The organism is Streptococcus agalactiae (assembly GCF_949788565.1).
Lineage (GTDB): Bacteria > Bacillota > Bacilli > Lactobacillales > Streptococcaceae > Streptococcus > Streptococcus agalactiae.
The window spans coordinates 1575385-1587790 of sequence record NZ_OX460931.1 but is presented as its reverse complement, the minus strand read 5'-3'; the positions used below and the strand labels follow the sequence as shown (position 1 = coordinate 1587790).

General features: G+C 36.2%; 12 protein-coding genes and 1 pseudogene. All 13 read left to right on the top strand.

The window, feature by feature from the left end:
- Nucleotides 1-3 precede the first annotated feature (3 nt).
- Nucleotides 4-834: a pyruvate, water dikinase regulatory protein gene (locus QOR44_RS08145; RefSeq protein WP_000390093.1), complete on the top strand. Its 831-nt coding sequence runs from the start codon at nt 4-6 to the stop codon at nt 832-834.
- Between the two features lie 12 nt (nt 835-846).
- Nucleotides 847-3492 (top strand): pyruvate, phosphate dikinase, encoded by a 2646-nt coding sequence (gene ppdK / locus QOR44_RS08140; RefSeq protein ID WP_000448270.1) that lies wholly within the window; start codon nt 847-849, stop codon nt 3490-3492.
- Nucleotides 3493-3629: 137 nt separating this feature from the next.
- Nucleotides 3630-3932 carry an Asp-tRNA(Asn)/Glu-tRNA(Gln) amidotransferase subunit GatC gene (gatC, locus tag QOR44_RS08135; RefSeq protein WP_000703033.1) on the top strand — a complete coding sequence of 101 codons (303 nt, stop codon included), beginning with the start codon at nt 3630-3632 and terminating at the stop codon, nt 3930-3932.
- Nucleotides 3932-5398, top strand: coding sequence for an Asp-tRNA(Asn)/Glu-tRNA(Gln) amidotransferase subunit GatA (gene gatA, locus QOR44_RS08130; protein WP_000009537.1), 1467 nt, complete (start codon nt 3932-3934; stop codon nt 5396-5398). Before gatC ends, gatA begins: the two co-directional genes overlap by 1 nt.
- Nucleotides 5398-6840: an Asp-tRNA(Asn)/Glu-tRNA(Gln) amidotransferase subunit GatB gene (gene gatB / locus QOR44_RS08125; RefSeq protein WP_283572691.1), complete on the top strand. Its 1443-nt coding sequence runs from the start codon at nt 5398-5400 to the stop codon at nt 6838-6840. Before gatA ends, gatB begins: the two co-directional genes overlap by 1 nt.
- Before the next feature lie 129 nt (nt 6841-6969).
- Nucleotides 6970-7884 (top strand): DMT family transporter, encoded by a 915-nt coding sequence (locus QOR44_RS08120; RefSeq protein WP_000161967.1) that lies wholly within the window; start codon nt 6970-6972, stop codon nt 7882-7884.
- Nucleotides 7885-8000: 116 nt separating this feature from the next.
- The gene (locus tag QOR44_RS08115) at nt 8001-8528 is read left to right on the top strand and encodes a YqeG family HAD IIIA-type phosphatase (protein ID WP_000020580.1); all 528 of its coding nucleotides are present in this window, start codon (nt 8001-8003) and stop codon (nt 8526-8528) included.
- Entirely contained in the window at nt 8528-9646 is a 1119-nt protein-coding gene (gene yqeH, locus QOR44_RS08110) for a ribosome biogenesis GTPase YqeH (protein ID WP_000391742.1), read from the top strand. The genes QOR44_RS08115 and yqeH overlap by 1 nt, the downstream gene beginning before the upstream one ends.
- A 92-nt stretch (nt 9647-9738) precedes the next feature.
- On the top strand, nt 9739-10056 hold the full coding sequence (gene yhbY / locus QOR44_RS08105) for a ribosome assembly RNA-binding protein YhbY (RefSeq protein ID WP_000958132.1): 318 nt from the start codon (nt 9739-9741) through the stop codon (nt 10054-10056).
- A gap of 129 nt (nt 10057-10185) precedes the next feature.
- On the top strand, nt 10186-10818 hold the full coding sequence (locus QOR44_RS08100) for a nicotinate-nucleotide adenylyltransferase (protein WP_001162767.1): 633 nt from the start codon (nt 10186-10188) through the stop codon (nt 10816-10818).
- On the top strand, nt 10815-11402 hold the full coding sequence (gene yqeK / locus QOR44_RS08095; RefSeq protein WP_000221170.1) for a bis(5'-nucleosyl)-tetraphosphatase (symmetrical) YqeK: 588 nt from the start codon (nt 10815-10817) through the stop codon (nt 11400-11402). The genes QOR44_RS08100 and yqeK overlap by 4 nt, the downstream gene beginning before the upstream one ends.
- Before the next feature lie 63 nt (nt 11403-11465).
- Nucleotides 11466-11987: pseudogene (locus QOR44_RS08090) on the top strand (cysteine hydrolase family protein).
- Between the two features lies 1 nt (nt 11988).
- Nucleotides 11989-12345, top strand: a complete 357-nt coding sequence (rsfS, locus tag QOR44_RS08085) for a ribosome silencing factor (RefSeq protein ID WP_000136423.1) — start codon at nt 11989-11991, stop codon at nt 12343-12345.
- Nucleotides 12346-12406 lie beyond the last annotated feature (61 nt).

Below are 12406 nucleotides of genomic sequence, written 5' to 3'. Positions count from 1 at the left end.
CTGATGGAAGATCAACTCACTATATTTATTATTTCAGATTCTTTAGGGGAAACAGCCAAAGCTATTGCGAAAGCATGTTTGTCACAATTTCCAGGACATGATGATTGGCATTTTCAACGTTTTTCCTATATTAACAGTCAGGAACGCTTAGAACAAGTTTTTGAAGAGGCTAGCCAGAAGACAGTATTTATGATGTTTAGTTTAGTTGATGTTGCTTTGGCTTCCTATGCACAGAAACGATGTGAAAGTGAACATTATGCTTATGTTGACTTATTAACAAATGTTATTCAAGGAATATCAAGGATATCGGGTATAGATCCTTTGGGAGAACCAGGGATTTTACGACGCTTAGACAATGATTATTTCAAAAGAGTAGAATCAATAGAATTTGCAGTAAAATATGATGATGGGAGAGATCCGCGAGGTATTTTACAAGCAGATTTAGTTATTATAGGAATTTCAAGAACTTCCAAAACGCCATTAAGTATGTTTTTAGCAGATAAAAATATTAAAGTTATTAATATTCCTTTGGTTCCAGAGGTTCCTGTTCCTAAAGAATTACGTATGATTGATTCTAGGAGGATTATCGGACTAACTAATTCGGTTGATCATCTTAATCAAGTCCGAAAAGTTCGATTAAAGTCCTTAGGTCTTTCTAGTACGGCAAATTATGCCAGTTTAGAACGGATTTTGGAGGAGACGAGGTATGCTGAAGAAGTTATGAAAAATTTAGGTTGCCCAATCATTAATGTATCTGATAAAGCAATCGAAGAAACAGCAACGATTATTTTAGAAATCTTAAAAACAAATGGACAAGTAGCTAAAAATCTGTAAAAGGAGACGCTGATGGAAACTAAGTTTGTGTATCATTTTGATGAAGGTTGTAAGGAAATGAAGGAACTGCTAGGTGGTAAGGGGGCTAATCTAGCTGAAATGACGAGTATTGGGTTACCGGTACCACAAGGTTTTACTATTACAACACAGGCTTGTAATGATTATTATGATAATGCTTGCCATATCCGAGAGAGTATTCTTAGTCAAATTGATCAAGCAATGGCACAATTGGAGGTTGAACAGAACAAGCAATTAGGAAGTGTTGATGATCCTTTGTTGGTGTCAGTTCGGTCAGGATCAGTTTTTTCAATGCCTGGTATGATGGACACAGTTTTAAATTTAGGGTTAAATGATCGTAGTGTCCAAGGTTTAGTGAAAAAAACAGAAGACGAGCGTTTTGCTTATGACAGTTATCGTCGTTTTATCCAAATGTTTGCAGATGTGGTTACAGGCATTCCAAAATATAAATTTGATACCATTTTAGATCGACTTAAGACAGATAAAAGTTATCAAGATGACACAGAACTAACTGGTTCAGATTTAAAGAGACTTGTTGAATTTTACAAAGAACTATATCAAAAAGAAGCAGGAGAAAAATTTCCGCAAGACCCTAAAAGGCAGCTTTTGTTAGCAATTGAGGCAGTTTTTAAATCATGGAATAATCCAAGAGCTAAGATTTATCGTAAATTAAATGATATTTCGGAGACGCTTGGAACAGCCGTTAATATCCAAGCTATGGTTTTTGGGAATATGGGAAATAACAGCGGAACGGGAGTTGCTTTTACACGAAACCCATCAACTGGAGCAGCAAATTTATTTGGTGAGTATTTGATTAATGCACAAGGAGAAGATGTTGTTGCAGGTATCAGAACACCACAATCCATATCAAAATTGGCAGAACAAATGCCTATTATTTACCAAGAGTTTGTAAGCGTTACCCAAAAGTTAGAAGCTCATTATCGCGATATGCAAGATATGGAGTTTACAATTGAAAATGGTAATCTTTATATGCTTCAGACGAGAAGCGGTAAGCGTACAGCGAAGGCAGCTATTAAAATAGCAGTAGATCAAGTAAATGAAGGCCTAATTAGTAAAGAAGAAGCTATACTACGTATCGAGCCTAAACAATTAGATCAGTTATTACACCCTTCTTTTGACTTGAAAAGTTTAAAGAAAGCTATTCTTTTGACGACAGGACTTCCAGCCTCTCCTGGAGCTGCTTATGGGAAAGTTTATTTCCATGCAGAAGATGTTGTTCAAGAGATGAAAAAGGGAAATCCAGTGCTATTGGTCAGACAAGAGACATCACCTGAAGATATCGAGGGGATGGTTAGTGCAAACGGGATTATAACAGCAAGAGGCGGAATGACCTCCCATGCGGCAGTAGTAGCCAGAGGAATGGGGAAACCATGCGTTGCAGGTTGTAGTCAATTATTGGTTGATGAAGTAAGACGAGAAATTTCTATTGGGCATCAAACGATAAAAGAAGGTGAGATGTTATCAATCGATGGTGCTACAGGAAATGTTTATATAGGACAAGTTCCGATGGCAGAGACTAGCGTAGATCGTGATTTTGAGATATTTATGAAATGGGTAGATGAAAATCGAGATATGATGGTGTGTTCAAATGCAGATAATCCGAGAGATGCTCAAAAGGCCTTGGACTTTGGAGCCGAAGGAATAGGTCTTTGTCGCACGGAACATATGTTTTTTGACGATGAACGTATTCCAGTCGTTAGAGAAATGATTTTAGCAGATGATGTATTGAGTCGAAGGAAGGCTCTAGAAAGGCTTTTATCTTTCCAAAGAGACGATTTTTATCAAATTTTTAAAGTATTGAAAGGTAAAACTTGTACGATTCGTTTGCTTGACCCTCCTTTACATGAATTCTTACCCCATGATAAAGAGTCTATAGAATCTATGGCAAGACAAACGGGGATATCTACTTTAGCTATTGAAAAACGGATTCAAACATTAGAAGAATTCAACCCTATGTTAGGTCATCGTGGTTGTAGACTTGCGATTACCTATCCGGAAATTTACCAAATGCAGGTGAGAGCTCTTGTACAAGGCGCTATACTTGCAATGAAAGAGGGATATGAGGCAAAGCCAGAAATTATGATTCCTTTAGTGTCAGCGCATGAAGAAATCTCTATAATACGTGATCTGATTGAAGAGACAATTGTTGAGGAGAGTAAATCTAAAAAAATTAACTTATCATTCCCTATTGGGACAATGATTGAAACACCAAGAGCTTGTATGATAGCGGATGATATTGCAAAGTTTGCGGATTTCTTTAGTTTTGGGACCAATGATTTAACACAAATGAGCTTTGGATTTTCACGAGATGATGCTGGAAAATTCTTAGGAGAATACGTTGATAAAGGACTTCTAAAAAAAGACCCTTTCCAAGTTTTAGATCAAAAAGGAATAGGAAAGTTTATTGAGCAGGCAGTGAGGTTAGGAAAAGAAGTTAAGCCAAACCTTAAAATAGGTATCTGTGGAGAGCATGGTGGAGAACCATCATCTATTGAGTTCTGTTACCAACAGGGGTTACATTATGTATCGTGTTCGCCGTTTAGGATTCCTATTGCTAAATTAGCGGCTGCACAGGCTAAAATCAAACAAAGCAGAAATGATATAACAATAGATAAATAAACAGTAAACGCTTCTTATCATAGGTAAGAAGCGTTTATTATGAAAAGCTAGGATAATGTGATAACATTGAGAGTTTAATATGCTATAATAGTAGAGACTATCTTAAAACGAAAATGATACAGAGATAAGGAGAACTCATGAAAATTTCTGAAGAAGAAGTGCGTCATGTTGCCAATCTGTCAAAATTGCGCTTTTCTGATCAAGAGACTAAAGAATTTGCGTCAAGTTTGTCAAAGATTGTTGATATGATTGAACTCTTAAATGAAGTTGACACAGAAGGTGTACCAGTAACAACGACCATGGCAGATCGCAAAACCGTGATGCGTGAAGATATTGCTCAACCAGGCAATAATCGTGATGACTTATTTAAAAATGTACCACAGCATCAAGATTATTATATTAAAGTACCTGCAATTCTTGAGGATGGAGGAGATGCCTAATGTCGTTTAATAATCAATCAATTGATCAGTTGCATGATCTTCTCGTTAAAAAAGAAATTTCAGCAACTGAATTAACAAAAGCTACATTGGAAGATATTCATGCGCGTGAACAAGCGGTTGGATCTTTTATTACTATTTCTGATGAGATGGCAATAGCTCAAGCCAAAGAAATTGATGATAAAGGAATTGATGCTGATAATGTTATGTCAGGTATTCCCTTAGCAGTTAAAGATAATATTTCAACAAAGGGGATTCTTACAACAGCTGCTTCTAAAATGCTCTATAACTATGAGCCGATCTTTGATGCTACGGCTGTTGAAAAGTTATATGCTAAAGATATGATTGTGATTGGTAAAGCAAACATGGATGAATTTGCCATGGGAGGCTCTACAGAAACATCTTATTTTAAAAAGACAAATAACGCTTGGGACCATAGTAAAGTTCCGGGAGGATCATCAGGTGGTTCTGCAGCAGCAGTAGCTTCAGGACAAGTACGTTTGTCATTGGGCTCTGATACAGGTGGTTCAATTCGCCAACCGGCTTCATTTAATGGAATCGTTGGTATGAAGCCAACTTACGGACGTGTATCACGCTTTGGTTTGTTTGCTTTCGGTAGTTCGCTTGACCAGATTGGACCGATGTCTCAAACAGTAAAAGAGAATGCACAGCTTTTGACAGTTATTTCTGGACATGATGTAAGAGATTCAACTTCTTCTGAGCGTACTGTAGGCGATTTTACTGCTAAAATTGGTCAAGATATTCAAGGAATGAAAATTGCTTTACCAAAAGAATATTTGGGAGAAGGAATAGCGCCAGGAGTTAAAGAAACGATTATTAGGGCCGCAAAACATCTGGAAAAACTAGGTGCAGTTATTGAGGAAGTTAGTTTACCGCATTCTAAATACGGTGTTGCTGTTTATTATATTGTTGCTTCATCGGAAGCTTCTTCAAACTTACAACGTTTTGATGGTATTCGTTATGGATACCGTACAGAAAATTATAAAAACTTGGATGATATCTATGTCAATACACGATCTGAAGGTTTTGGAGACGAAGTTAAGCGTCGCATTATGCTGGGCACGTTCAGTTTATCTTCTGGGTATTACGATGCTTATTATAAAAAAGCAGGTCAAGTTCGTAGTTTGATTATTCAAGATTTTGAAAAAGTTTTCGCAGATTATGACTTGATTTTAGGTCCAACAGCTCCAACAACAGCCTTTGACTTAGATTCTTTAAATCACGATCCAGTTGCAATGTACCTAGCTGATATTCTAACAATACCAGTTAATTTGGCTGGTTTACCAGGTATTTCAATCCCTGCTGGTTTTGATCAAGGCCTACCGGTTGGTATGCAGTTGATTGGTCCGAAATTCAGTGAAGAAACAATATATCAGGTTGCTGCTGCTTTCGAAGCAACGACAGATTATCATAAACAACAACCTAAAATTTTTGGAGGTGAGAACTAATGAATTTTGAAACAGTCATTGGACTTGAAGTCCATGTTGAATTAAATACGAACTCTAAAATTTTCTCACCTTCTTCCGCTCATTTTGGTCAGGAACAAAATGCTAATACAAATGTAATTGACTGGTCTTTCCCAGGTGTTCTTCCGGTTATGAATAAAGGAGTTATTGATGCAGGAATCAAGGCGGCACTTGCCTTGAATATGGATATCCATCAAAACATGCATTTTGACCGTAAAAATTATTTCTATCCAGATAATCCTAAAGCTTATCAAATTTCACAGTTTGATGAGCCTATTGGTTACAATGGTTGGATTGAAATCGAATTAGAAGATGGTACACGAAAAAAAATTCGTATTGAGCGTGCCCACCTCGAAGAAGATGCAGGAAAAAATACACATGGGACAGATGGTTATTCCTATGTTGACCTTAATAGACAAGGTGTTCCACTGATTGAAATTGTATCAGAAGCTGATATGCGTTCTCCTGAGGAAGCTTATGCTTATTTGACAGCTCTCAAAGAGATTATCCAATATACTGGAATTTCTGACGTTAAAATGGAAGAAGGTTCTATGCGTGTAGATGCCAATATTTCACTTCGTCCTTATGGTCAAGAAGAGTTTGGTACTAAAGCAGAACTTAAGAACCTTAACTCATTCAATAATGTACGTAAAGGTTTGATACATGAAGAAAAACGTCAAGCACAAGTTTTACGATCTGGTGGTCAAATTCAGCAAGAGACTCGTCGTTTTGATGAAACAACAGGCGAGACTATTTTGATGCGTGTCAAGGAAGGCTCATCAGATTACCGCTATTTCCCTGAACCAGATCTACCACTATTTGATATCTCGGACGAATGGATTGATCAAGTTCGTTTAGAATTACCAGAATTTCCACAGGAACGTCGTACGAAATATGTATCGTCTTTTGGTCTATCATCTTATGATGCTAGCCAATTAACAGCTACAAAAGCAACTTCTGACTTCTTTGAAAAAGCTGTTGCTATTGGGGGTGATGCAAAACAAGTTTCCAATTGGTTACAAGGAGAAGTGGCGCAATTTCTTAACAGTGAATCAAAATCAATCGAAGAAATTGGTCTGACTCCTGAGAATTTGGTTGAGATGATTGGCTTGATTGCTGACGGTACAATTTCATCCAAAATTGCTAAAAAAGTTTTTGTGCATTTAGCTAAAAATGGTGGTTCAGCTGAAGGATTCGTTAAAAAGGCTGGTTTAGTTCAAATTTCAGATCCTGAAGTATTAATCCCAATTATTCATCAAGTCTTTGCAGATAATGAAGCTGCTGTGATTGACTTTAAGTCAGGAAAACGCAATGCTGATAAGGCCTTCACAGGTTATCTAATGAAAGCAACAAAAGGACAAGCTAATCCACAAGTTGCTCTGAAGCTGTTAGCGCAAGAATTAGCAAAATTAAAAGAAGAATAGAAATCAGCCTTTTGGCTGGTTTTTATTCGCTAATTTAGCACGAACACCTAGGGATAAATAATTAAGAAGCTAAGATATTTATCAGATGACTTTAACTACAGTGTTTAAGAAATAAAAATGAGGGGAAAAATGACTAAAAAAGAAAAAGGAACAATGATGACCTTAGCTGCCGGACTAGCATGGGGCATTTCTGGAATTAGTGGTCAATACTTGATGTCGCACGGAGTACACGTTAACCTTTTGACTTCTTTACGATTGTTGATAACAGGTATCTTTCTCTTGTCTTTAGCTAGATCAAAACAAAAGGAACATTTAGTAGCAGCGTGGAAACAGCCAAAATTTTTAAAGCAGGTTTTACTTTTTTCTATATTTGGTTTAGTTTTAAACCAATATGCTTTTCTCAGAGCGATTCATTTAACAAATGCTGGAACTGCAACGGTTTTGCAATATATGGCACCAATACTTATTTTGAGTATTGTTTGTATCCTAAACAGACAAAGACCAACATCTTTTGAAATAATAGCAATTGCTATGGCAATTTTAGGAACCTATATGATTGCAACGCATGGAAAGTTAGGAAGTTTAGCTATCACACCGAAAGGATTAATGTGGGGGCTTGGTTCAGCCATTACTTATTCTATTTATATTTTATTACCTGTAAAACTTATTCATGAATGGGGAAGTACGATTGTTATTGGTTCAGGAATGTTTATAGGTGGGATTTTATTTAGTTTGGTGACAAAAGCGTGGCAATACCCCTTACAAATTAATGTGATGAGTATACTTGCTTATATTGGCATTATTGGTATTGGGACTATTTTTGCTTACACTTTTTTCCTTAAAGGGGTTAGTATTGTAGGTGCTGTCAAGGGTAGCTTATTAGCATCGGTAGAGCCAGTTTCTTCGGTATTTTTGACAGTACTTGTTTTAGGAGAAATTTTTTATCCAATAGATTTACTTGGGATGCTGTTTATTTTTCTTGCTGTAACTCTAATATCTTACAAAGATTTAATTGCATTGAAGAAAATGAAACGAGTAAAATAGTATCTTTTGGGGTTGAAACCCTAATTTAAAGGTCTTTAAAGACCTTTTTTCTTTACTCGCTATCTCTTGAGAATTATGGTAGAATGAATAGTAAAATATATTTTTTGGAGATGAAATTGAGTATAGATGATTATAGGCCGACCTTCGTGGTTGAGGCAGTTTATGATTTAAGAGCAGAAGATTTATTACGTCATGGCATTCGTGCGGTTTTAGTTGATTTAGATAATACACTCATTGCTTGGAATAATCCAGATGGTACTGCTGAGGTGCGTGCATGGTTAGATGAGATGACAACAGCGGATATTTCAGTTGTAGTAGTGTCTAACAACAATCATGCTCGCGTAGAACGTGCAGTATCACGTTTTGGTGTGGATTTTGTAAGTCGTGCGATGAAACCATTTACTCGTGGTATAAACATGGCAATTGAGCGTTATGGCTTTGATCGTGACGAGGTGATTATGGTTGGAGATCAATTGATGACAGATATTCGTGCTAGTCATCGCGCAGGAATAAAGTCCGTATTGGTAAAACCAATTGTTAAATCTGATGCTTGGAATACCAAGTTCAATCGCTTACGTGAACGTCGCGTTTGGAAAAAAATAGAAGAGAATTACGGTAAAATCGTATATCAAAAAGGAATTTAATGGAAGAGTTATTTTGTATTGGCTGCGGAGCCAGGATTCAAACTGAAAATAAAGATGCTGCTGGCTATACACCTCGTGCAGCACTTGAAAAAGGTTTAGAGACAGGAGAATTATACTGTCAGCGTTGTTTCAGATTGCGCCACTATAATGAGATTACTGACGTTCATATCACTGATGATGAATTTTTGAAATTACTACATGAGGTTGGAGATAGTGATGCCCTTGTGGTGAATGTCATTGATATTTTTGATTTCAATGGTTCAATTATTCCTGGTCTTAGTCGTTTCGTTGCAGGAAACGATGTTCTTTTAGTAGGAAATAAAAAAGATATTCTTCCCAAATCGGTTAAAGATGGAAAAGTAACACAATGGTTAACTGAAAGAGCTCATGAAGAGGGCCTTCGTCCTGTTGATGTCATCTTGACAAGTGCCCAAAATCATCATGCTATTAAGGATTTGATTGATACGATTGAAAAGTATCGTCATGGTCGAGATGTTTATGTTGTTGGGGTTACTAATGTTGGAAAGTCAACTCTTATTAACGCTATTATTCGTGAAATCACTGGTAGTCGTGATGTTATTACGACCTCACGTTTCCCAGGTACAACATTAGATAAAATAGAAATACCTCTTGATGATGGTAGCTATATTTTTGATACTCCGGGTATTATTCATCGTCATCAAATGGCTCATTATTTGACAGCAAAAAATCTTAAATATGTTAGTCCTAAAAAAGAAATAAAACCCAAAACTTATCAGCTTAATTCAGAACAAACATTATTCTTGGCTGGCCTAGCACGTTTTGATTTTATTTCTGGTCAAAAACAAGGTTTTACGGCATATTTTGATAATAACCTGAATTTACACCGCACCAAACTAGTTGGAGCAGATGAATTTTACACTAAACATGTTGGAAAATTATTGACACCACCAACAGGTAAGGAAGTTTCAGATTTTCCTAAATTAGTTCGTCATGAATTTACAATCAAAGATAAAATGGATATTGTTTATTCGGGTCTTGGTTGGATACGTGTGAAATCAGAAGCAGAAAATCCAGTAGTAGTAGCTGCTTGGGCTCCAGAAGGCGTGGCAGTTGTTTTACGCAAAGCTTTAATTTAATAACTAAATTAACCAGCAACATATGACGATTTTTCATCTAATTTAACTGATGATACAGTCATAACCCTATAATAGATAAAAAGGAAACTAATATGTTAACATCTAAACAACGTGCTTTCTTAAAATCAGAAGCACATTCTATGAAACCCATTATTCAAATTGGGAAAAATGGGTTAAATGATCAAATCAAAACAAGCGTACGTAATGCACTCGATGCACGTGAGCTAATCAAAGTAACCCTTTTACAAAATACCGATGAAGATATCCACGATGTCGCTGAAGTTCTGGAAGATGAAATTGGCTGCGATACTGTCCTTAAAATAGGACGTATCTTGATTCTTTATAAAGAGTCAGTGCGCAAAGAAAATCGTAAAATTTCAGTTAAAGTAAAAGCAGTAAAATCAAACTAAACTACAATAGATTAAGAAATAGAGTATAGAACTAAAAAACGATTTACCTAAGTTACACTTCCGTATGATAGCTGATCATGATAATCAGTGTTTGTTTTTTTAGAGATACTACTTGTTCATGGAGGAATTATGGCACTCGAATTGCTAACACCATTTACAAAAGTTGAATTAGAAGAGAAAAAGCGAGATACTAACCGAAAACAAATTGGAATTATGGGAGGAAATTTTAACCCTGTTCATAACGCCCACCTTGTTGTTGCAGATCAAGTACGTCAGCAATTGTGTTTAGACCAAGTTCTGTTGATGCCTGAATTTCAGCCACCACATATTGATAAAAAAGAGACAATTGATGAACAGCATCGTCTCAAGATGCTTGAATTAGCAATAGAAGGCATTGATGGTTTATCTATTGAACCAATTGAAATTGAACGTAAAGGTATCAGCTATACATACGATACGATGAAGCTTCTAATTGAAAAAAATCCAGATGTTGATTATTATTTCATTATTGGGGCAGATATGGTGGAATATCTACCTAAGTGGCATCGTATTGATGAACTTGTTAAAATGGTGCAGTTTGTTGGTGTTCAACGTCCAAAATATAAAGCTGGTACATCATATCCCGTTATTTGGGTGGATCTGCCATTGATGGATATCTCATCAAGTATGATTCGTCAATTTATTAAAAGTAATCGTCAGCCCAACTATTTACTGCCTAGAGAGGTATTAGATTATATCAGGAAAGAAGGTCTTTACAAATGACCTACAAAGATTACACAGGTTTAGATCGGACTGAACTTTTGAGTAAAGTGCGTCATATGATGTCCGACAAACGCTTTAATCATGTGTTAGGAGTAGAGCGTGCTTCAATAGAGTTAGCAGAACGGTATGGTTATGATAAGGAAAAAGCGGGTCTAGCTGCTTTATTACATGATTATGCTAAGGAACTATCTGATGATGAATTTCTTAGATTAATTGATAAATACCAACTAGATCCCGACCTAAAAAAATGGGGTAATAATATTTGGCATGGTCTTGTTGGTATTTATAAAATACAAGAGGATCTAGCTATCAAAGATCAAGATATTTTAGCTGCTATTGCAAAACATACTGTTGGTTCAGCTCAAATGTCCACATTGGATAAAATCGTTTATGTAGCAGATTACATTGAACACAATCGAGATTTTCCAGGAGTTGAAGAAGCTCGTGAGTTAGCGAAAGTTGACCTTAATAAAGCAGTAGCTTATGAGACTGCTAGAACAGTCGCCTTTTTAGCAAGTAAGGCTCAGCCTATCTATCCTAAAACGATTGAAACCTATAATGCTTATATACCTTATCTCGACTAATTCTTTTATTGAAATAATGGTCATGATAGGTTTGGCGATGCAGTGGTCATTTTGGAGGAAAGTATGACTTGTGCACTTTTACTAATTGATATCCAACAAGGTATTATGGATAAGAAACCAAAGCATTTAACAAATTTTGCAGAGCTTTTAGATGATTTACTTTTAAGTGCCAAAGGTTCTAATTGTGAAGTGATATGGATAAGGCATCATGATAAGGAATTGCCTCAAGGTTCTCCACAGTGGGAGATTTGGGAACAGCGACATCTTGTGACGCATCACAAAATAATTGATAAAACTTACAATAGTTGTTTTAAAGATACTCATTTACATGATTACTTGCAAAGTAAGCATATTAGTCAATTAATCATGATGGGGCTTCAAACAGAATACTGTTTTGATACATCAGTAAAAGTTGCTTTTGAATATGGTTATAATATCTTTATTCCATAAGGTGGACACCTAACATTTGATACACCAACTTTAAGTGGGGATTCTATTAAAAAACATTACGAGAATATTTGGCATCATCGTTTTGCGACAATGGTAGCAAAAGATAGCTTATTGAAATTAATAAACGAGGAATAAAATGACAGAAAAAGACTTACTACAGCTAGTCGTTAAGGCTGCAGATGAAAAACGAGCAGAAGATATTGTAATTTTAGATTTACAGCCTGTAACGAGTGTTGCAGATTACTTTGTGATTATGAGTGCAAGTAATAGTAGGCAGTTAGAAGCAATCGCAGACAATATCCGTGAACAAGTAAAAGGAAATGGTGGGGATGCTAGCCACCTTGAAGGCGATAGTAAAGCTGGTTGGGTACTTCTTGACCTCAATAGCGTCGTGGTTCATATCTTCTCTGAAGATGAGAGACAGCACTATAACCTTGAAAAACTTTGGCATGAAGCACCATTGCTTGATGCTGAAGACTTTATGACAGAATAAAGCTAAGCAGTCTTGGGACTGCTTTTTGAGAGATGTAATATCAAGAAAGATTTGAGAACTA

Excerpts from the sequence above, each read along its gene's own strand:
- QOR44_RS08145 (WP_000390093.1), top strand. The coding sequence starts at position 4 with ATGGAAGATCAACTCACTATATTTATTATTTCAGATTCTTTAGGGGAA.
- QOR44_RS08100 (WP_001162767.1), top strand. The coding sequence starts at position 10,186 with ATGGCACTCGAATTGCTAACACCATTTACAAAAGTTGAATTAGAAGAG.
- yhbY (WP_000958132.1), top strand. The coding sequence starts at position 9,739 with ATGTTAACATCTAAACAACGTGCTTTCTTAAAATCAGAAGCACATTCT.
- rsfS (WP_000136423.1), top strand. The coding sequence starts at position 11,989 with ATGACAGAAAAAGACTTACTACAGCTAGTCGTTAAGGCTGCAGATGAA.
- yqeH (WP_000391742.1), top strand. The coding sequence starts at position 8,528 with ATGGAAGAGTTATTTTGTATTGGCTGCGGAGCCAGGATTCAAACTGAA.
- gatC (WP_000703033.1), top strand. The coding sequence starts at position 3,630 with ATGAAAATTTCTGAAGAAGAAGTGCGTCATGTTGCCAATCTGTCAAAA.
- yqeK (WP_000221170.1), top strand. The coding sequence starts at position 10,815 with ATGACCTACAAAGATTACACAGGTTTAGATCGGACTGAACTTTTGAGT.
- gatA (WP_000009537.1), top strand. The coding sequence starts at position 3,932 with ATGTCGTTTAATAATCAATCAATTGATCAGTTGCATGATCTTCTCGTT.
- gatB (WP_283572691.1), top strand. The coding sequence starts at position 5,398 with ATGAATTTTGAAACAGTCATTGGACTTGAAGTCCATGTTGAATTAAAT.
- QOR44_RS08120 (WP_000161967.1), top strand. The coding sequence starts at position 6,970 with ATGACTAAAAAAGAAAAAGGAACAATGATGACCTTAGCTGCCGGACTA.
- ppdK (WP_000448270.1), top strand. The coding sequence starts at position 847 with ATGGAAACTAAGTTTGTGTATCATTTTGATGAAGGTTGTAAGGAAATG.